Annotated in this window: 11 protein-coding genes; 5 read left to right on the forward strand and 6 right to left on the reverse strand. The window is 41.4% G+C overall.

Going from position 1 to position 21,591, the window contains the following annotated elements; translation table 11 throughout:
• Positions 1 to 245: 245 nt before the first annotated feature.
• On the reverse strand, positions 246 to 2,168 hold the full coding sequence (locus HWQ58_RS27410) for an Hsp70 family protein (RefSeq protein WP_292869945.1): 1,923 nt from the start codon (positions 2,166 to 2,168) through the stop codon (positions 246 to 248).
• A gap of 14 nt (positions 2,169 to 2,182) precedes the next feature.
• Positions 2,183 to 3,091 carry a hypothetical protein gene (locus HWQ58_RS27415; RefSeq protein WP_292869947.1) on the reverse strand — a complete coding sequence of 303 codons (909 nt, stop codon included), beginning with the start codon at positions 3,089 to 3,091 and terminating at the stop codon, positions 2,183 to 2,185.
• A gap of 155 nt (positions 3,092 to 3,246) precedes the next feature.
• Between HWQ58_RS27415 and HWQ58_RS27420 the strand changes: the two genes are divergently transcribed.
• Positions 3,247 to 4,038, forward strand: coding sequence for an S-adenosyl-l-methionine hydroxide adenosyltransferase family protein (locus tag HWQ58_RS27420; protein WP_292869950.1), 792 nt, complete (start codon positions 3,247 to 3,249; stop codon positions 4,036 to 4,038).
• A 43-nt stretch (positions 4,039 to 4,081) separates the two neighbouring features.
• Here HWQ58_RS27420 and HWQ58_RS27425 read toward each other — a convergent pair whose 3' ends face one another.
• From HWQ58_RS27425 to HWQ58_RS27435, 3 genes are all read right to left on the reverse strand, one after another.
• Positions 4,082 to 4,837, reverse strand: a complete 756-nt coding sequence (locus tag HWQ58_RS27425; RefSeq protein ID WP_292869953.1) for a glucose 1-dehydrogenase — start codon at positions 4,835 to 4,837, stop codon at positions 4,082 to 4,084.
• A 512-nt stretch (positions 4,838 to 5,349) separates the two neighbouring features.
• Positions 5,350 to 6,195, reverse strand: coding sequence for an S-formylglutathione hydrolase (gene fghA, locus HWQ58_RS27430; RefSeq protein WP_292869956.1), 846 nt, complete (start codon positions 6,193 to 6,195; stop codon positions 5,350 to 5,352).
• Positions 6,196 to 6,986: 791 nt separating this feature from the next.
• Entirely contained in the window at positions 6,987 to 7,703 is a 717-nt protein-coding gene (locus tag HWQ58_RS27435; protein ID WP_104908532.1) for a hypothetical protein, read from the reverse strand.
• Between the two features lie 214 nt (positions 7,704 to 7,917).
• On the opposite strand from HWQ58_RS27435, the gene HWQ58_RS27440 reads away from it, so the two are divergent.
• Positions 7,918 to 8,295, forward strand: a complete 378-nt coding sequence (locus tag HWQ58_RS27440) for a VOC family protein (protein ID WP_292783971.1) — start codon at positions 7,918 to 7,920, stop codon at positions 8,293 to 8,295.
• A 463-nt stretch (positions 8,296 to 8,758) separates the two neighbouring features.
• On the opposite strand, the gene HWQ58_RS27445 is transcribed toward HWQ58_RS27440, so the two are convergent.
• Positions 8,759 to 9,019, reverse strand: a complete 261-nt coding sequence (locus HWQ58_RS27445) for a hypothetical protein (RefSeq protein ID WP_292869959.1) — start codon at positions 9,017 to 9,019, stop codon at positions 8,759 to 8,761.
• A gap of 313 nt (positions 9,020 to 9,332) precedes the next feature.
• Between HWQ58_RS27445 and HWQ58_RS27450 the strand changes: the two genes are divergently transcribed.
• From HWQ58_RS27450 to HWQ58_RS27460, 3 genes are all read left to right on the forward strand, one after another.
• The gene (locus HWQ58_RS27450) at positions 9,333 to 14,933 is read left to right on the forward strand and encodes a DUF4347 domain-containing protein (protein WP_292869962.1); all 5,601 of its coding nucleotides are present in this window, start codon (positions 9,333 to 9,335) and stop codon (positions 14,931 to 14,933) included.
• Positions 14,934 to 16,335: 1,402 nt separating this feature from the next.
• Positions 16,336 to 20,058: a diguanylate cyclase gene (locus HWQ58_RS27455; protein WP_292869965.1), complete on the forward strand. Its 3,723-nt coding sequence runs from the start codon at positions 16,336 to 16,338 to the stop codon at positions 20,056 to 20,058.
• A gap of 372 nt (positions 20,059 to 20,430) precedes the next feature.
• The gene (locus HWQ58_RS27460) at positions 20,431 to 21,153 is read left to right on the forward strand and encodes a carbonic anhydrase (RefSeq protein WP_292869968.1); all 723 of its coding nucleotides are present in this window, start codon (positions 20,431 to 20,433) and stop codon (positions 21,151 to 21,153) included.
• Positions 21,154 to 21,591: the final 438 nt, after the last annotated feature.

Below are 21,591 nucleotides of genomic sequence, written 5' to 3' on the forward strand. Positions count from 1 at the left end.
TAATACCATTTTGGGGTTAATAGCTACACAACTGAAGGTGAGCGATCGCGCCCTTGAGTGGCTGGGCAAAAAATAAAGCGATACCTGTAATCACAAGCACCCCAGTAACAGAAAATGAAATTTATCTCTAAGTTCGCCTCTTTATTTACCGTTGCTAGCACTCTGACTATCACCACCATTTTAAAATACTTAGGCGATGCAATAATAATTTCTAAAAACTATATTTACTGGCTCACTAACTACCGCTATTGGATCAGAATTATACAAGATTGAACCTTGGTAGAAAGGCTTGTTTGAAGTCCTTGCTCAACTTTGACAATCAATTTATCAAAAGCCTCTTGATTTGCTGTCAGTTGTTCTTGAAGAACTTTCTCTAACTCAGGCTTTATTTGCTCACACATATCCTGAATTTTTTTGTCGCTCAAAAAATTAGAACGAATCCAACTAGGTACATCTACATTTGTCTTAATTACTTCTTGAACAGTTTTACGATTTAGCTCCATTCCTGCTGCCATCACTGAAGCCCCATATACTAGTGCAATCGGCCAAGTTAAATGTCCAGTTAGTATGAGAGTGATAATGCTAGCCACAGCGCCTCCACCAATTACTACATTGACGATAAACGCTACTGTCTCAGCCAGGATAGCATCTCCAATTTGTAACTCTGGATTAACAAAATTTGGGTCAATACTATCCTCGAACCTTAAGCTGCTTCTAGGTATCTGAAACTTTCGACATATTGGATCGGTTTGTGCGGCTAAATCAGGTTGGATTTTATTGCTAAACCAAGAAGCGCATTGATGATTAATTATCTGCACGGCGCGATCGCTTTTGAGCCACTGTTCTGCCCGACCGATCAAAGCTGTTTCTAAATCGGCTAAAGTCCGTATTTTGTTTTTTTGCCAATCTTTTAAAGCTGGTTTAACTGCGTTGACAATCAAACCATCCGCCAAAGGTTTAGTTAATGATTCGATTAACTCCGGGATATGCCTTTCAATTAAACCTTTAAGCTTGTTCGAGGTAAATAGTTTGTTCACTTCTTGTTTAAAAGCAGCAGCACGCAGATCCCATCGTCCTACTCGTGCTAAACCCATTGCAATGCACCGTTCCGGTTCTGGATCGGGGCGAAGCAGCGTTTCTGGTTCGGGAAACATTTCCTGACAAAGAATGTGGGTAAACTTCATGCGAGATGCACCGCCAGTCATCAGCACAAGTTTTGGTACGATTCCAAGTTTTTCCAGCTTTTCTTTTGCTTCCTTTAAAGAGTCACGAAATGATTTAATCCAACTATTAAGCTCCAGTTCCGGTAAGGGTTGGTTTAAAATTTCCTCCATCAGCAATTTATTGACTTGGGGAATAAAATAAATCTGTTCGTTGATCGACTCGAACCCACGCGCAAAGGATTCAGGATCGCTGTATAGCTGTTCATTTGAAAAGTAATCTTCTTTAGCTTTGCGACAAGCAAGTTCACAACGAGCTTGGTGATGGGGATATTCCTGAAATACTTTTTCCAGTAATGCTTTTTGCTCGTGGTTGGCGAGAGTCCGGGCAAAAATAGCTTTGTCAATTAAGGATGCTCCCAAAGTATTACTTCCGAAATCTATCGGGATCTCTTCTAAGCTCTTAACCAGAGTAAAATCTGTGGTAGAAGAACCAATATCGACAATTAGCACCGATGCAACAAGTTTGTCATACTCCAACTTGCCGGCTTCCTTGGCTTGCATGAAAGCAGCCCGCGATTCCGGTACAACATTTAGTTGGGGAATGCCAGCTTCTTGAAGTAGCTTTTGGTATTCGGTGCGATCGCTAACTGACCATCCTGAAGGGCAACCAATGTAAAAATAGCTACCTTCTTTCTCTTCAACTTGTTTACTTTCTTTCAAAAGGCGGTAGTAAGTTGCCACAAAAGTGCTAATTGTTTCCCGATATTTGGGATCGTTGTTGGGTTTTTGCTTGAAAGAGATTGTCAGTTGGGTAACGCCAGCTTGAATTAATGCTTGTTCGCCGACAAGATAGCCAAGTTTGGGATGCCAGCCAAGAGCTGTAATTTGGTTCTTCTTGTTATTAATCTCCAGCATCTGGGGAGGTTCGATGCTTTCTACGATCGCTTTAGCTACAGCCGTTTCACCGTGTCCCAAATCAAAACCGATTGTTTCTAAAATTTCCATACCCTTATTGTCTATTATTCTCTAGCAGAGGAATATGCTGGCTCAATTACCCTACCGCGTCTAATCAAGCGATCGCCTTTCAACAATGCCGGAGTTAGAGTTACGTGATCTTTGGTATCGGGGTCGATACTTGGCTCAAAGTCAAAATACTCGCGATCGCTGTGAGGATCATTTGGTCGGTAAATTTGAGTGTTAATTCCCTGAGACATTAAAATTTGTGGCAGAAGTTTCGCCAGTTCATGAGCCATTTGGGGTTTATCAAGTTTTGATGCGCCCATTAGCCTTTGCAGAAAATTTAATAGCTCTGGCAATTCTTCTATTGCTAAGTCGCCTTCATGTTTATTTGATTCTTCTACTCTAGCCACTGCTAGGTCAATAGTGTTGAGAGCATCGCCAAGGCAATCTAGAAATACTTTGCTATCAACCCGGAGAATCGGTTGGGGTAATTCCAATAGCCCTTCAGATATAGAATTATTTTGCTGGTTGTTTAATTCGAGTTGAAGTACAATTTCTAGTCCTATAAGTAGAGAGGTTAATAAGATAGCCATCCAAGCACCTGGGGTAGTTTTAGTTAAGGAAAACAACGAGCCTAAGATGCCGATATAAACTAGTCCCTGTAGTAGTTTCAGGATTAATCTGCTCGAAAAAAACTTTGTACTTGGGTTAGTAATTTGTTTTTGCTCTGTTGGAGCCGCTTGAAGATAATTAGCCGCTGCTAGAGTGGCGATAGACTGCCGCAGGGTATCCAGGAAAAAGGAAGCCAGACGAACTTGAGCCAAATTAAGCTTTTCAATATAAATTCTTTCGAGATTATCGAGTCGGTTTTGCACCAGTTTAACTATTTGCTCAATCCCGATTGTATTATCAATATCTGTCTGGAGTTGGTTGCGTTCTTCGCTAAAAAGTGAAGTGATTGTTTTCATTGCATTGATTAAGACTTTAACGTTATTAATTAGGAGTGAAATCAACACTCATTTTTTTATTTCACCCTGTAATCACATAATGACGGAATAATTCATAATTTCTAATTATGAATTAGGTTGATTGCAAATTACTACCCATCAAAAGGAGGAGCAGAATGTTTATCTGCGTCATTGCAGACTACGGTACAGGAGATCCGGCATTTACTGAAGTCACACAACGTCTGCTGATGACTTTTCCCCATGCCCAAATTCATTTGCTTTCGGTTCCAGCATTCAGTACCTTAGCAACGGGATTCTGGATTGCCCAACTGGGACTCAACCCAGGCCCTAGCGATCACCTAATTTATCACAACTGTGCCCCTCGTCAGGACGATCCCGAAGCCCGTCGAGACAATGAAGGTGAAGGGCTAACTTATGCCCTTTTATCTAATGGTGTAAAAGTAGTGGGTGTGAATGCGGGCTACACCCTCTCCTTTATCAAAGACTATACAAAGGAGTTGCGAGTGGTCAACGTTTCTCGTGGTGGATCGCAGTTTCGCTCACGGGATGTATTTCCTCCGGCGGCGGCTGCCATTATGAGTGAAGATTTTAGCTTTCTGGGAGATAGCCTTAAAAGTGAGCAAATCCCAGATGTTCCACCAGATCGAATTGCCTGGATTGATGGCTACGGCAACATCAAAACAACTATCGGGGCCCATACACTTAATTTGGAGCCTCAAAGCAAGATCGTGATCCGGATTGGAGATGTGGTCAGTGATGCAGTATATTCTGATGGTAGTTTCAAAGTATCTGAAGGAACTTTAGCCTTTGCTCCTGGTAGTTCCGGTTGGTCAACAGGCGATTCAGGAGAACCATTGCGCTTCCTAGAGCTATTTCTGCGAGGAGGGAGTGCTTGGGAGCGCTTTGGTCGTCCCCGTGTGAATCAGCAAGTAACTCGAATTGCCTAAAATTGCTTAGTTGGCTTTATCGAGTTGTCCTGACTAAAAACGATTAGATTTGTGCTGTGCCGCCATCGACGAACAATTCGATGCCAGTGATATAGCTGCTCTCGTCAGAGGCAAGGAAAGAGACTGCTTTGGCGATTTCGTCAGGTGTGCCTGGACGACCCAAAGGCGTGGTGGTAGCGGTGTCCGCCTTCATTTGCTCAATTTGCTCGTCGCTCATGCCGAGTTCAGTTTTGTAGGCAGGTGTGATCACCGTCCCAGGACTGACAACATTGACTCGGAGTTGGCGGTCTTTGAGATCGACTGACCACGTGCGTGCGAACGATCGCAGTGCTGCCTTGGTAGCAGCGTAGACGCTGAAAGCTGGTATACCCTTGATCGATACCATCGACCCGTTGATGACGATCGACCCACCAGCAGGCATCAGCGGCAGCGCCTTCTGCACAGTGAAAAGCGTACCCTTGACGTTGATGCCAAAATACTTGTCGAAGTGCGCCTCGGTGATTTGTTCGAGCGGCACAAACTCCCCGCCACCTGCGTTTGCAAAGAGGATATCGAGGCGTCCTTTCTGCTCTTTAATCGTGGCGTAAAGGCGATCGAGATCGGCAAGATTCGACACGTCACCCTGAACAGCAGTAACATTTTCACCGATCTCCTTCACCGCAGCATCAAGTCCGTCTTGACGACGACCTGTAATAAAGACATAGGCCCCCTCTGCAACGAACCGCTTTGCTGTGGCGAGTCCAATGCCGCTATTACCACCGGTAATAAGTGCGATTTTTCCTGTGAGTTTCTGTGACATGGTAGTGGCTCCCTTGAATGAATTAAATATGAACTTTAATAGTATTTATACTTAAGCAATGTAGCTGCCTTCGAGATCAGGCATTGTCCCGGTGACGTAGGAAGTGGCAGTACTACTACTGAGTTTTTTTACTAAATCGGTATAAAAGCAGTATCACCTTTTAATTCATGTTGTCAAGAAAAATAAATTTGCGTAGGTTGGGGAGCCACTGCGCCCTTGCGGTTTCCCGACTTGTACTCCTACGGAGAAGCAAGCTAGCAAGAGCGTCTCCCCTTCTCCCAAAGGGAGAGGCTAGCGCCAAGGGAGAAGCAAGTGGCGTTTGAGGAACGAAACCCAACATTTTCAGGCATTTGTTGGGTTGTACTTCGTTCAACCCAACCTACAATTATCCTTAACCCAAGCCTATTGCCATATATCTATTAATTTTAAGGTGAATTCGACGAAGCTAAAAAGCCACCGCAGTCAAAATAGGTAAATCTTTAGAGTTAATAAGGTCAGTAGTTAGTTACGTTTTAAGCTAAAGCGCTGGCATGGTGGCGGATATGATCTTCAATAAAAGTCGCAATAAAATAATAACTGTGATCGTAGCCTTGTTGGTAACGTAAGTTTAGCGGCTGATTAACATCTGCACAAGCTTGCTCAAACACCTTTGGTAATAATTCCTCAGCTAAAAATTTATCAGCAGTCCCTTGGTCAATGAGAATTGAACTGTGATATCTTCGTTGTTTGATTAATTCACTAGAATCATAAGCACGCCAACTTTCTTGATTGCTGCCAAGATAACCACTAAAAGCTTTTTGACCCCAAGGACAACGCATAGGTGCAGCTAGAGGTGCAAAGGCTGATACTGATTTATAGAGTTCTGGGTTTCTGATTGCACAGACAAGCGCCCCGTGTCCCCCCATTGAATGACCGAAAATACCTTGTTTATCAGGTTGGGTGGGAAAATTTGCGTTAATTAAAGCAGGTAATTCTTCAACAATATAACTATACATTTGGTAGTTTTTACGCCAAAGTTCTTCTGTAGCATCAACATAAAAGCCTGCACCTGTGCCAAAATCCCAGTCGTCATCCTCACCTGCAATGCCAGTATTACGCGGACTAGTATCTGGTGCAACCAATATTAAACCGTACTCAGCCGCAAAGCGCTGCACTCCTCCCGCCTTTACCATAAAATTCTCTTCTGTGCAACTCAAACCAGATAGGAAATAGAGAATCGGCGCAGGTTTTTGAGTTGCTTGTGGTGGTTGATAAATACTAAAGCGCATTTCACCGTTACAGGTTGAGGAGGGATGACTGTAAAAGCCGAGTTTGCCACCAAAGCAAATAAATTCGGAAATGAGGTTGAGGTTAGGCATTGGTTGTATTCTATTTCCTGAGCGGTTGTGGGAGAATGATTATTTTAATGTGAGTTTAAATCTGTTCCTCTTAGCCTGCACAACTTGGGGTAAAACTAGCGAGGAAAGTCCCCTAGTTGCACTCCTGGTAGGTCCCTACGGTGTACACACAAGTCGAAAAAACTTCATCTGCCAAAGATTTGCGGTGAAGCAGCGCTCTTGGTAGGGTTTCCAACGCCAGATGCTCCACTTGGGGAGACCCCATCGCCCTTGGCGTCTCCCCTTGGGAGAAGACCGCACTGGCTCCTCCGCTGGCGTGACAAAGCTAAATTGTTGCAATCATGGCATACGCATTTGTTATTTTGGCGTACCCATTTGTTATTTTGGCGTACCCATTTGTTATTTCGGCGTACTCATTTGTTATTTCGGCGTACTCATTTGTTATTTCGGCGTGTCCATAACGCATTTTACGAAACTACTAGAATTGAAACCTATGCTGGTCATACTTGTGTGTACACCGTAGGGGTAGACCCAGAGCACCACAGACTCGTTATCCGATTGTGAAAAAAGCTTTTGCCAAGCCTAAGAAAGTATCTAAAAATACTGCCTAACTGCTTTTCATTTCTTTTATTACTCTGAGTTCATTTCATTGTTCGACATGGAATCAATTGCTTCAAATGTCGAGCTATTTTTGCTTGCTTTAATCTAAACTCCAGTTAGAGGGATCGAGTTCTAAAAGCTGACAAAACTTAAAATAATCAACTTGAGAGTTAAATTCACCAGATCAGTAGCCCTTCACGGCTACAATCAACTTAAGACCCAAAGGTTTGCTTCATTTTTGAAAGAAGCTTCGAGATAGACTCCCCATGAATAATAGAACCATGCATTGTTGCAAGGTACTTAATGGGTAGATTCTCTATTGCCTCAATCCCTCGAGTGAAGCTTTTCCCTTCAGACATAAACCCGACTTTTTGCTGAAAGTTAATGATAGATTCTGTAAGATCCTTTTCGGTAATCGGTTCCTCGAACTGACCAGGATGAGCCGCAAGATCGGAACAAAAAAGGATCTCCTCTTGCGGCTGATAGAATATACAACCCTCCCATCCATGAGGGAAATGAGGAGTTTCAATCAGTATGATATCTCTTTTGCCCAAGGAAAGAGCAAAGTTATTCTTAAGAGCCGTTGTTGGTCGCAGTGCAAAGTCATCCATATTCGATTGATTCAGAGGACTCACAATTGTTTTTGCTTGCGGTGCTGCTTCAAGCCATTGATTAAGCGCTCCGCACTCATCAGCCTCAAGGTGACATAAACCAATGTAATGAAGTTTTGAAGCATCGCAGACAGACGAAACAAGCTCATAAGTTTGCTCAAACCAATTTGAGCGACCTGTATGAATAAGCATCGGGCGCTCATCAAGGATAAGGAATTGACTGAAAACAAACTTTTTATTATTAGAGATAGAAAGCTTATATATATTAGGAACTATCTCATCTATCCGCGTGAAGTTAGCATTGATATGCGTAAACATTATATTTTTTTGGTTTATTAAAAGACTTAACTCTCAGTAAAAATATCTAAAAAGGAGAATTGCTGAACTAAAACAAGAAGAATTGATTTGGGATGAATTTTCATAATCTGCCTCTAAATATTAAACTACTGTTTAACGATGGGTTTACAGTTGTTTGTGACGAAAAAGGGTGATAATAGCTATATTGTAAAAGTTTTGGATTAGGACAGTAGATATGACATTGAAAAACACCTTTGGTGAATATAGTTTCGTTAGTAAAGTAGACGTTACTGATCTGGAAGCTAGTGTCAAATGGTACACAGAAAAACTCGGTTTAGTTCTTGAATCAAAATATGACACGCCTAGCTGGAGACAGTTTAGTATCCCTGATATTGAGCGCTTTGCAATTGGACTGAACTTAAGTAACTCAGTTGAAGCAGGTAATACTGTTAGCACCTTTGTTGTAAAGGATATAGTTGCTGCTCGTCAAAGCCTTATTGAAAAAGGAGTTGAAGTTGGGCCAATTACAGATGTCGGTCACGGAGTTCAATTGTCTGTTTTTAAAGATATTGACGGAAACTTGTTGGGACTTCGGCAAAATCCGCAGTCTTAACTAGCTAATTGCTAAAATCGGGGATTTAGGTAGCAACTGAACTCATGTTACTACCTAATCCCCAAGCTGTGCAGATAGCGCTTTAGATGTACGTGCGCTCAATGCCTTGCCTCCGAAACGCCAACCTGGTAGCAAAGTATATGCTGATTCAGCTTATACTGCTTATACCGTCGATAATGATCTGGAAGAAAGTAGTCAAATATTCTTAAAAGTAATGCGTAAGAGGAATTCCTTGCGTCAAGACCAACCCTAGAATCAATAGATCAAACAATCTACTCGACATGATATTGAAACCGTATTCAGTGGTATTACTGGTGTTTTTCCAAAATTTATTCATGCTTGTACTTAGCTAGGGTTTTTACTGAAGATTGAAGCATTTATTTTTTCATTTACCTACAATAAGTATTTCGGAGATTAGTTAAATAATTTGACACTCAATAATTCAGTATTTAGATTTTTGTATTTAGTCAAAGTTGACAGTTGAGCTACGCGTAACCGTCAACTTGTGATGGCGATCGCATGAATTGACGGATGCAAAAAAATCTAAAATTTGATAACTAGCAACTTGGGCTAATAGCGATCGATCGCTCTGACCAACTTCGTTACAACCGTTAACGTTGGCATAGCAGTCCAAACTGCGTGTGTGTGATTGCGGCGAGTTGTCGAGAGAGCTTTGCTTGTCAGATATTCCATTAGACTTATCTGCCAGACGTGTAGAATTCATACTGAATTCTGAATTCTTTCTTATTAAAGTAGTAATTATTACTAATCATTACTAATTATTTTTTGAGGCTTTATAGCTTCTTAATAATATTTCAGAAAATATATCGATGTAATTAATATCTGCAATCAGCAAAATAGCAAAGGAGGAAGGATTTTTCTGTTTAAAATTTATTGATTATAAAAAATAAAATTGAATTTTCAATAAATAATTTATGGACTATGCTCTTGTCCTTAAATTATCCAATATCTTATCTTTTATCCAAGAGTTTCACTAACAACTAGATACCTAAACTTTAGCAGAGAACTCCAAGAACATGAATATTCAGAAGACAGGCATACTTTTCCTTGACTCCTCCGTTAATAACTATGAAATATTGCTGAAAAATGTTGTATCAGAAATTGAGGTAATAGTCCTTGATTCGAGCCAAGATGGGGTAGAGCAAATTACTCAAACACTTTTACAGCGCCATAGAGTTGAAAGTGTCCACATTGTCTCTCATGGCTCTCCCGGTTGCCTTTATCTGGGTAATACTCAACTCAGTCTCAGCAGTTTAGAACGCTATACTCAAGAGCTACAAACTTGGTTCTCTCCATCTCTAATACTCTACGGCTGTAACGTTGCAGTTGGAGATGCAGGAGAGGAATTTTTACATAAATTGCACCAATTGACGGGAGCAAATATTGCTGCTTCTACTACACCAACAGGTAGTGCGGCGTTGGGAGGAGATTGGAATTTACAGGTTCAAGTCGGCAAAGATTTTTCAATGCCAGATTCTATAGCTTTGGCATTCAAACAAGAGAGTCTTTCTAGTTATACAGGAATACTTGCACCTGGAAACCTCGATAGTACCTTTGGAGTTGGCGGTAAAGTCATTACAGATATTGGTGGTAGTGATACAGCTCATGCTATTGCGATTCAAGCGGATGGCAAGATTGTAGTAGTAGGAGAAACTTACTACTACAATGGTGACTTTGCAGTGGCTCGTTATAATCCAGATGGTAGCTTGGATAGCAGCTTTGGTAATAGTGGCAAGGCGATCGCAGATTTTGCTAACCAAAGCGATAGGGCTTACAGCGTTGCTATTCAGTCAGATGGCAAAATTCTAATCAGTGGAATTATTTATAATGGCAACCAAACTGATGCTGGTCTTGTACGCTACAACTCTAATGGCACCTTAGATACCAGCTTTGGCAATGGCGGAAAAGTTGTTACAAACTTTGAGGGTAAAAACGAATGGATAAAAAGCATTGCCGTCCACTCAGACGGCAAAATTATTGTGGGGGGATATCTTAACCCAAATGACGGTTCCCTCAATAATGACTTTGCCCTGATACGTTACAACTCAGACGGTAGTCTGGATACTAGCTTTGGTAATGGGGGTAGGGTTATTACTTCCATGAGCAACGGACAAGACGGTATTGCAAGTATCGTGATTCAGCCAGACGGTAGGGTTGTAGTGACTGGAAGTGTCATGAACACTAATGGCAGCAATAGCTTTATCTTGGCACGTTACAACTCCAATGGCAGTATAGATACTAATTTTGGCAGTAACGGTAAAGTAATCACAGACTTTCCTGGGACAGATGACTTTGGAAATAGTGTTGCTCTCCAGTCTGATGGCAAAATTGTTGTAGCCGGATCTACTGGGAACATTGGTGCTGATGGAGATTTTGCTCTAGCGCGCTATAACTCTAATGGCACTCTGGACACTAATTTTGGTAATGGCGGTAAGGTTGTTACAGATTTAGGCAGCAGCATTGATGTTGGTCAAAGTTTGGCCATTTTGCAGAATGGCAAAATTGTCGTGTCTGGGTTTTCTGAAAACAGCGATCGCCGTGATTTTGCTTTAGCTGTCTACAACTCCAATGGTAGCTTAGATACCAGCTTTGGCAATAGCGGTAAAGTCATAACTACTGCTAACGGGAGTTATTTTCAAAACACTGCGGTTGCCGTTCAGTCTGACGGTAAAATTGTGGTGACAGGGAGTGATAGCGGTAACTTTGTTGTAGCACGTTACGAGGCACCCTCTAGTCATAATGTTTCTACTCCTGATGTAACTTATTACAAACTAGCAACAAGCGACTTTCTCCAAGACTGGTCAAATACTAATTTGATTAATACGGATGATGATTGGAGTAATTTGCCGAGTATTAGGGGTTTTCGAGGTGATGCTTTAGTCAGTAGCATGGGTACTAACCCACAAACAGTAGTAGCTGATGGGTCTGCAACTCCTGTTGATGTAAATGCTAATCAAAGTAATCCAATTACCTACACAAATAGCGGGATTACGGAATTTGCATTGAGCAATCCAACTATTGCCCTCAGAGGTTCATCAACTGCTACAGCGCCGAATTTAGTGATTTATTTAAATGCTACTGGGCGGCAAAATCTCCAACTTAGCTTTACGCTACGTGATATAGATACCTCGACACGCGATGCCATTCAATCTGTTGCTGTACAATACCGCATTGGGAATACAGGGAATTTTATCAATCTGCCAGCAGCTTTTGTACCCGATGCTTCTAATAACGCCTCAACCTCAGCTTCTTATGACGCACGAGAAGCACGGATAAGTGTCTTATTACCACCCGAAGTTACCAATCAGTCACAAGTTCAAGTTCGGTTTATTACTACTGATGCGAATGGAGAAGATGAGTGGATTGGGGTTGATGATATCAAGGTTACGAGTAAAGCTATTGGCACTAATCAACCGCCAGTCGTAAGAAACGATACTTATCTTGTCCCAGTAAACACTTCCTTCCAGACTGCTGCGGCAATTACTGCGCTGACTTTAGATAGCGATCGCGGTAACTATATCGGTCAAAGTGATTACTATAGCTATACTCTTGACACAGGAAAGTTTAGAGCTTCCCGTGTATACCCCGACAATCCCAGTAGCAATAATGCTATCCAAATCAATTACTATGATGGGGTCAAATCGTGGTATCTTTCATTTGCGGCTCCATTTAATGCTCCACTTACAGCCGGCACTACATACACAGGTGCAGCACGTTTCCCATTCCAAACTTCTAATCAGCCTGGTTTAGATGTCAGTGGTGATGGACGCGGCTATAACAGCTTGACAGGCCAGTTTACAGTTAACCAAATCATCTACGGTTCTGGCAACGAAATTCTCAGCTTTGATGCCACCTTCCAAGAATACGGCGATGGCGACCCTGCCAGTGAAACCTTCAAAGGTCGCATTCAATACTACGCTACCCCTAACAATTTAGTTGCTGGTGTATTAACCAATGAAACATATATTGGAAATACGGCACTGAAAGCAACCCTAGTGTCTGGGACAAATAACGGTAGCCTTGTTTTCAATTCTGATGGGTCTTTTACTTACACTCCTAATGCTGGCTTTCAAGGTGTTGATACATTCAGCTATAAAGCGAATAATGGGAGCGCAGATTCTAATATTGCAACAGTAACTTTAAATGTTGGTAATCAAGCGCCTACAGTCACTTTGCCCAGCACAAACCCCACTTATTTTGAAAATGCACCTGCTATCTTCATCGACCCTAGTGCAACTGTCACAGACTTTGATTCCCAAGACTTTGATTCAGGTAAATTAACTGTTCGCTTGAGTAATGGCGGTACTCCTGATGACCGTTTTGCCATTCAAAATAGCCCGACAAATAAAATTGAATACTTTGGCACAAATATTTTTTACGATACTAGTTTAATTGGTAATTACACTGGTGGTATTGGCATCCAAGATTTAGTCATCAACTTCAACTATAAAGCTACGCCTACTGCCATCCAAGCCTTGATACGCAGTATTAATTACGCCAATGTCTCTGAAAATCCCTCCACTACTCCCCGTACTGTCAGCTTTGTGTTGACTGATGGTGATGGCGGTACTAGTACTACTGTCTTTAAGACAATTAATGTTACTGCTGTCAACGATTCTTCTACAGTCAGTTTGCCAGGAACTAACCCCATCTATACTGAAAACGACCCTGCTATTTTCATTGATCCTAGTGCAACCGTCCTAGACCCTGATTCTCAAGACTTCGATTCAGGTAAATTGACTGTTCGCTTCAGTAATGGTGGGACTGCTGACGATCGCCTCATCATCCAAAGCAACACTACAAATAAAATTGCAGTCAACAATACAACCATTTCATACAATAGTAGTTTCATCGCTACTTTCAATGGCGGTATTGGCACTCAAGATTTAGTAATCAGCTTTAACTCTAAAGCTTCGCCTACTGCTGTTCAAGCTGTGCTACGCAGTATTAGTTACGCCAATATCTCTGAGAATCCCTCCACTACTCCCCGTACTGTCAGCTTTGTGTTGACTGATGGTGATGGCGGTACTAGTACTACTGTCTTTAAGGCGATTAATGTTACTGCTGTCAACGATTTTCCTACACTCAGTTTGCCAGGAACTAATCCCACCTACATTGAAAATGACCCTGCTATTTTCATCGATCCTAGTGCAACCGTCCTAGACCCTGATTCCCAAGACTTCGATTCAGGTAAATTGACTGTTCAATTCAGTAATGGCGGAAGTGCTGACGATCGCCTCATCGTCCAAAGCAACACTACAAATAAAATTGCAGTCAACGACACCAGCATTTTGTACGATACTAGCTTGATCGCTACTTTCAATGGCGGTATTGGCACTCAAGACTTGGTAATCAACTTTAATTCTAAAGCTACACCTGCTGCTATCCAAGCCTTGATACGCAGTATTACTTATGCCAACATCTCTGAAAATCCCTCCACTACTGCCCGTACTATCAGCTTTGTGTTGACTGATGGTGATGGTGGTACTAGTGCCATTTCCCAGACGATTAACTTGACTGCTGTCAACGATGCCCCAGTTATTACTGCAAATCAAAGCTTCAACGTTAAAGAAAATAGCAGTAATAACACGGTAGTTGGTACTGTAGTTGCTACCGATATCGAGGGAACTAGCTCATTTTCCAACTGGACAATTATTGATGGTAATCTCGATCTCGATGGAGATGGGAAAACTGCTTTTAGTATCAACCCCACTTCTGGACAAATTATTGTTAGCGATCGCGATGACCTTGACTTTGAGAGCCATCCTAACTTTCAATTACAAGTTACTGTCAGTGATGGCACTGATATAAGTGCCAAACAAGCGATCGCTGTCAATCTTAATGATGTCAGCGAAAAGACCATCTATGGTACGTCTTCAGGCAATAGGCTAAATGGCGGTACAACTGATGATACTATCTACGGCTATGCAGGAAATGACTACCTTTACGGTCAGGATGGTAATGATCGCCTGATTGCTGGTGCTGGCAATGATTACCTTTATGGTGGTAAAGGCGATGATATTCTCGACGGTGGTGATGGCATTGATTACGTAAATGAATCAGCTGATGTCAACTTTACCTTAACTAATACTCAACTAAACGGTTTAGGTAGTGATAGCCTGATCAATATTGAACGGATAACATTGACAGGTGGCATTAGTAAAAATACCTTAGATGCTTCATCATTCACCATTGCTAGTGTCTATCTTTATGGTGGTAATGGTAATGATAGTCTCTTAGGTGGCAGTAATAATGATTACCTGTACGGTCAGAATGACAGCGATCGCCTAATTGGTAATGCTGGCAATGACTACCTTTATGGTGGTGCAGGTGACGACATCCTGATTGGCGGCGCTGGCAATGATTTACTCTATGGACAAACAGGTGCGGATATTTTTGTTCTCGCATCAGGAAACGGCAGTGATACCATCTTTGATTTTAAGGATGGCATCGACAAACTTGGTTTATTCGGTGGTTTAACTTATGGGGCTTTAACTATCTCTGCAAGTAGTAATAAGACTTCTATTCGGATTACTTCCACAAATGAGACATTAGCTATTTTGAGCGGCATCAATCCCAGCTTGATTACAGAGAGTGATTTTATACCAGTTCTCTAAAATCTCCGTCTTCGTGTTGCCGCATCATTATTTTGAAATAGAGTTTATCGTAAATCAAAAGGTTTAAGACCCCTACCTCTACAGGTAGCGCAAAGTCGGAGCCACTCCGCCTCCAAATCATTTTCAGTCGGGGTTTAAATGGAACGTAGTTGCCACAACGCTCTTAACCCGCGCATCGCCCTTGGCGTCTCCCCGCAGGAGTTGGCACTTCTCAACTCTTAGAGACGCACTCGCGTTCGTCTGAAAATGTCTAAAATGTTTGAATGCGTAAATGCGTGAATGCGTGAATTGTTAAGAGTTTGCCTCCAGAAATTTTAGAAGAAAAATCATAAACTCTTAAATCAAATCCACTCCCCCACGCCTTACCTACGGTGTACACACAAGTCCTAAAAACCTAGCTTAATAAGACTTTTCTCGTTCTCGTTCCCAGTCTCAGACTGGGAATGCATTTATTGAGTCTCTGACTCAATGCCTGACTGGAGGCAGCATCTAATAGCCATTCCCATGCAGAGTACGGGAACGAGATAAACCATAGAACAATGGAAAATCAAGCTTTTTTCGACTTGTGTGTACATCGTAGGTTAGAAATACGTGCTTTTGGCAATTTGGCATCCAAAGTTTTTCTGTTGCAGTTTTAATTTATATATCAACAGGGTTACAGGGACATTGAGAAAATTCTACAAGGGATCAATTCCCGTCTCAAAATCCTACCCAATGGCCAGTTGTTGACGTTCACGCTCTCCGAACCACCTTAAGGTGGATGCAGCGCAAGCGTCACCGCTTCACTACAACTGGCTAGAAATCAAACAGAAAATATATAGTACAAATGCACTGACACAGATTTCAGTTGGGGATGGCAGTCTTTGAGTCTGTAGTTGTCTTAGTTTACGTCAAGCTAAATTTTGCGGACAGTAGCCCAATCCACAGATATAATTTTGTCGGAATACATATAGCCGTAGTCACATAGGTTAGGACAGTGTTAATTGCTCAAAGCCTTAAATTGACTGGGTTTTTACTCAGCACTCAGCACGGGCTAAACGCCCCGCTGACGCTAACAGCACTCAGCACTTTGCTATACTTCAATATTTGTTTTTTATTTTTGTAATATATTTTCCTTGACTACAGATAAAAGGTTTTTATCTGTAGCCAAAAAAGATATATGAAATAAAATGAACATGCTAGAGGAGGTAAATATAATAGTTCAAATGAAAATTGTTATAAATTGCAGTACGAATATTAGGGTTTAACCTTTGAGCAATTGGTTTGATTTTGAAGTTATTACCAACTATCAAGTTTAAGCTTAAATTTAACTTAACGTTTTGGGTAATTTAGAATAAATGAAATACTGAAACAAATTTTCACATTAACTAAATCTAGATACATAGACTACTATAATATTACTATGCTGTTCAATCGTCTATCGGGTTCTGAAATTGATTTAAAGCAAATCCTCGATCAAATTAGGATGCTCGCCGATCAAATTCATCAGTCACTTGGAGTGAGTGAAATTCTCAAGATTATTGTCAGCGAAGTTAGAAAAACTTTAGAAAGCGACCGCGCTATTATCTATCGCTTTTTGTCCAATGGAGATGGAGTCATCGCAGAAGAGTCTGTAAGTCATGAATCGAAACTGATTTTAGGGCAATTAATTTACGATCCTTGCTTCAATGCGACATGGGTAGAGCGATATCGAGATGGAAGCGTTGGTGTTATTGAAGACATTCATACTACAAACCTTGACCCTTGTTATAAAAAGTTATTAACGGACTTGCAGGTTCGAGCTAATTTAGTAGTACCAATTTTAGTAAACAATCAAGAAATTGATGGAGTTTCTAATATATATCCTCATTTGTGGGGCTTACTAATTGCTCACCAGTGCAGTGGCTCACGTCAATGGAGTTCTTTAGAAATTGAGTATTTCCAACTGATAGCCGCAGAGCTAGGAATCGCTCTTGGGGAAGCAGAACGCCATCAGCGAAGGGCTACATCCTGCCAAAACCTAACGCTGCAACTCAATCAAAACCTAAAAAATTTGACAGTTCAGCCGAAATTGAAGCTGAGGCCAATCAAAAGAACTCTGTATAAGAATTTTAGAGAATCCATTATAACAAGAACAGCATTGCCAAAGAATATATCAGTTGCAGACTTAATTGCATTTGACCGATTACAAACTCCAGTTTGGATTTATGATATTCAAAATTTGCAGATGTGGTGGGCGAATCAATCCGCTCTGCATATTTGGAATGCTCAAAGTCGAGAAGAATTGCTCAATCGCAACTTCAGTGATATTTCCCAGTCTACTCACATTCGATTGCAAAGCTATTTACAAGAATTTCAGCAAGGGAAAACCATCGCTGAAAACTGGACATTTTACCCCAAAGGAAAACCTGTTTCTCTTCGCTGTATCTTTTCTGGAATTCAAATTGAACAAGGGCGAATGGCAATGCTGGTTGAAGGATCAACAGAAGTCATCAATCAGATCGATCGAGAAACACTCAGATCGATTGAAGCCCTACGTCATACCACAGCGATCGTCTCGCTTTACACGATGGATGGTGTACCTTTGATGCAAAACCCGGCAGCCCTTCGCTGTTATCGGGATACCCTGCACCCTAACTCGTCAGCTGAGAATATTTTCCTGAGTCACTTTGTCGACAAGAGTGTTGGGCAACAAGCTATGGAGGCGATTAATTTAGGTGAGATGTTCAGCATAGAGGCTCAGGTGTTCACTACTAAAGGGATTCAATGGCATGGGATAGATATACGATGCAGCTGCGATCCCGTCACGGGTAACTCCATCATCCTCGTCAACGAAAAGAATATTACCAAGCAACAAGCTGCGCTACAAGAACACCAGCGTACAGAGTCAGAATTGCGCTGGCGGGAAGCTTTGCTGCGTTCCATGACTGACACTTCCTTGCTGGGATTCTTTGTTGTTGACAATCACACCGACGAAATCCTCTATTTCAATCACCACTTCTGTAAAATTTGGGGCATCGAACATCTAGAAGACCAAATGCGTTTGGGTGCTTTAAAAAATAATGACATCATTCCTGAGTGTATACCTTCAATTGTTGATGTATCGGCATTTGCCGAATCCTTTAAACTGTTGCAGTCTGAAGAAAATCGTAGCACGATTGAGGATGAAATTTTATTTGTCGATGGGCGAACGATTCGCCGCTTTTCCAGCCAAATTCGGGATATTCAGGATCGATACTTTGGGCGATTATACATTTTTGAAGACATCACCCCACGTAAACAAATCGAAGCCGCACTCAAAACCAGTGAAGAAAGATGGCAGTATGCCTTAGAAGGAAATGGGGACGGAGTTTGGGACTTGAATGCTGAAACTAACGAAGTCTTTTTCTCCCGGCGATGGAAAGAAATGTTAGGGTTTGCAGAGCATGAAATTGGAAATACCCTCAGTGAATGGGAAGAACGGGTTCACCCTGATGATAAAGCGAGGGTTATCGAAGAGATTATCAAGCATTTGTACGGTGAAACCCAACAATATGTCAGTGAATATCGGATTAAGTGCAAAGATGGAACCTACAAGTGGATTCTAGATCGGGGGCAAATTTCGAGTCGCGCAGCCAATGGTTTTCCCCTACGGATGTTAGGAACCCATACTGATATTACTGAACGCAAGCGTATGGAAGAAGCACTGCGAGAAGGCGAACAACGCTATCGTTCCGTAATTACAGCGATGGCAGAAGGTATTGTCTTACAGCAATCCGATGGGCGAATTACCGCTTGTAACGACAGTGCCGAAAGAATTTTAGGGTTAACAACCGATCAAATGATCGGGCGAACTTTCATCGATCCGCGATGGCGAGCGATTCATGAAGATGGTACTTCTTTTCCAGAGGAAACTCACCCCGCCTTTGTCACCTTACGCACCGGACAACCCCAATTTCATGTAATTATGGGAGTTTACAAACCTGATAACAGCTTGATTTGGATTTCAATCAATTCTCAGCCACTGTTTGAATCCGATGAATCAAAACCATCTGCGGTGGTGACATCATTTACAGATATCACAGACCGCAAACAGGCACAAATTGCCCTGCAACAGCAAACAGAACGGGAACGCATGGTCTATGCGATCGCTCAACATATCCGCAAGTCTTTGGACTTGGATGAAATCTTGAACACAACTGTTGCTGAAGTTCGACGTTTTCTGCAAACCGATCGCGTCATCATCTACCGCTTTAACGCTGATTGGAGTGGTGTGGTTGTCACCGAGTCTGTAGCAGAAGGTTGGCAAGCAATTTTGAATATGGAAATTACAGACAACTATTTTGTCGAAACACAGGGACAGTATTATCAACAAAGTACCCTTAAAGTCACTCCAGATATCTACACCGCCGGATTGGCCCCTTGTCATCTAGAGTTATTGCAACAGTTGCAAGTCAGAGCCAAGCTAGTTGTACCAATTTTACAAGGCGATCGCCTTTGGGGACTTTTGGTTGCTCATGATTGTAGCACCCCGCGTCAGTGGCAACCTTGGGAGAGCGAACTGCTTCAGCAATTGGCAACACAGGTAGCGATCGCTATTCAACAATCAGAACTTTATCAACAATTGCAGCGTGCTAACCAGCAACTTGAAAATATGGTGATGGTGGATGAATTAACTCAAATCGCCAATCGCCGATGTTTTGATATTAAACTTAATTCTGTCTGGCAATATCTTTTACGAGAACAAGGTTTTATTTCACTACTTCTATGCGACATTGATTATTTTAAACAATATAACGATACTTATGGTCATGCAACCGGAGATAATTGTTTGCGCTTTATTGCCCAAGCTTTCAAACAAAGTGTCAAACGTTCTAGGGATTTAGTTGCTCGTTATGGCGGAGAAGAGTTTGTTGTCATCTTGCCTAATACTGCTAGTGATGGGGCTTTTTACGTTGCCCAAGAAATTCATAAAGCTCTAGAACAGCTAAATATTCCCCATGCGGCATCGGCTGTGAAACATCACGTCACCTTGAGTATTGGAATTGCCACAGTGATTCCAACACCTAATATGGTTCCTTTAGATTTGATTCAGGCAGCAGATCAAGCCCTTTATCAAGCCAAAGCAAACGGGCGCGATCGTTCTTGTATAAATAGACTGTCTTAGAGAGTGAGCACAATCTAAGTCTCGAAGCCAGGTAAAAAAAACTGTTTTACTTCTCTTAGCACTGCAAAGCGTAGCCCATTTTGACTCATGAATTCTGAATTCTGCTCTATCTAAAAATTTTCCACAAAAAAACTTTTAAAAAACTTATGAGTTGATTGATTATTCTAATTTATAAAAGGAGCGACAGAGCCGCTTTAACGACTATCTTATATCGCTTGTTCAGCTGCTTTCATCGCTAACACAGACTGGATTTTAACAACTCTAAATCACATGAATATTAAATGACTCTTAAACCGTGTCATCAGGTACTCTTGCATCTTACTTAAGTCTGATATCTTCTGGAGAACAGCTTTGTTGTTGTCAGGTAGATTGATGAGTCGAATTAATGGATTTGTCGGGCGACGTAATTTCTTGAAATTCGCTAGTGTTGTAGGTATTGCAGCTACTACTTTTGGTGATAGCTTTTGGAATTCAGAGCAAACTGCTGTTGCTGATATTCACCCAGTTAACCCTAATTCAATCAGTCCGAATGAAGCCATCAGACGCTTGCTTGATGGTAATCAAAGATTTATCTATCAAAAACGTCAATATCCCGATCAATCACTAGAACACCTACGATTAGTTGCTAAAGCTCAGTATCCCTTTGCCGCCATATTGGGCTGTGCAGATTCTAGAGTACCTGCAGAAATTGTCTTCGATCAAGGACTTGGAGATTTATTTGTCGTGCGAGTTGCTGGTAATGTTGTCAGTGACACGATTATAGGTAGTCTGGAATATTCTACAGCAGTATTGGGTTCGCAGTTGATTATGGTTTTGGGTCATAGAAGATGCGGTGCAGTAGCAGAAGCAATCAAAAACGAACCACTTCCTGGAAGAATTGGTTTGATTATTGAGGGCATCAAACCATCTGTAGAAAGGGTAAAGTTCAAAACGGGTGATAATATGCAAGATGCAGTTATAGCCAACATTCAGTATCAAACTGAAAAATTGCAAGAAAGCTCAACTATTTTAGCTAAATTGCTTTGTGAAGGTAAACTAAAAATTGTTGGTGCTTGTTACGATATTGACACTGGTAAAGTCAACATTATTACTTGAATATCTCACAATTTTTAAGTGTATAATTCCTAGTTCGATGTTGATCTATGCTAATGCAAACTCACGAAAATTTAGAAAAAACTTAAAGCTTGTAACAAATAAACCCAGCAGGGACTATATAACAAAGCCGCCTGCCAGGAAGGTATAGTATATTTTAGCCATGTTTGATTGGTTAGCGCTTATTTGTAAAAAATAATTGCGTATCCCTAAATACAATAACTAAATGCTTCGGAAAACACAGTTAAGAAAAGTTACTAAATAGGTTAATTTCCAATTAAAACCCAATACGCTGGGGTTAAGAGTTATTCACTGTAGTAGCGTGTCTAGACTAAAATGTTGCAATAAATTTTCTTGTGGGGTGGACATCTTGTCATTGGTGTCAAGTTAAGAAAAATAGAGTCAAGTCTTGTGGTTAAAGCTCAATAGTTAAACTCAACA

Source organism: Nostoc sp. LPT (assembly GCF_017115165.1).
Classification (GTDB): Bacteria; Cyanobacteriota; Cyanobacteriia; order Cyanobacteriales; family Nostocaceae; genus Nostoc.

Bases quoted from the DNA above. Each gene is read 5' to 3' on its own strand.
- HWQ58_RS27445 (WP_292869959.1), bottom strand. From the start codon at position 9,019: ATGAATTCTACACGTCTGGCAGATAAGTCTAATGGAATATCTGACAAG.
- HWQ58_RS27440 (WP_292783971.1), top strand. From the start codon at position 7,918: ATGACATTGAAAAACACCTTTGGTGAATATAGTTTCGTTAGTAAAGTA.
- HWQ58_RS27450 (WP_292869962.1), top strand. From the start codon at position 9,333: ATGAATATTCAGAAGACAGGCATACTTTTCCTTGACTCCTCCGTTAAT.
- HWQ58_RS27435 (WP_104908532.1), bottom strand. From the start codon at position 7,703: ATGTTTACGCATATCAATGCTAACTTCACGCGGATAGATGAGATAGTT.
- HWQ58_RS27425 (WP_292869953.1), bottom strand. From the start codon at position 4,837: ATGTCACAGAAACTCACAGGAAAAATCGCACTTATTACCGGTGGTAAT.
- HWQ58_RS27415 (WP_292869947.1), bottom strand. From the start codon at position 3,091: ATGAAAACAATCACTTCACTTTTTAGCGAAGAACGCAACCAACTCCAG.
- fghA (WP_292869956.1), bottom strand. From the start codon at position 6,195: ATGCCTAACCTCAACCTCATTTCCGAATTTATTTGCTTTGGTGGCAAA.
- HWQ58_RS27455 (WP_292869965.1), top strand. From the start codon at position 16,336: ATGCTGTTCAATCGTCTATCGGGTTCTGAAATTGATTTAAAGCAAATC.
- HWQ58_RS27420 (WP_292869950.1), top strand. From the start codon at position 3,247: ATGTTTATCTGCGTCATTGCAGACTACGGTACAGGAGATCCGGCATTT.
- HWQ58_RS27460 (WP_292869968.1), top strand. From the start codon at position 20,431: ATGAGTCGAATTAATGGATTTGTCGGGCGACGTAATTTCTTGAAATTC.
- HWQ58_RS27410 (WP_292869945.1), bottom strand. From the start codon at position 2,168: ATGGAAATTTTAGAAACAATCGGTTTTGATTTGGGACACGGTGAAACG.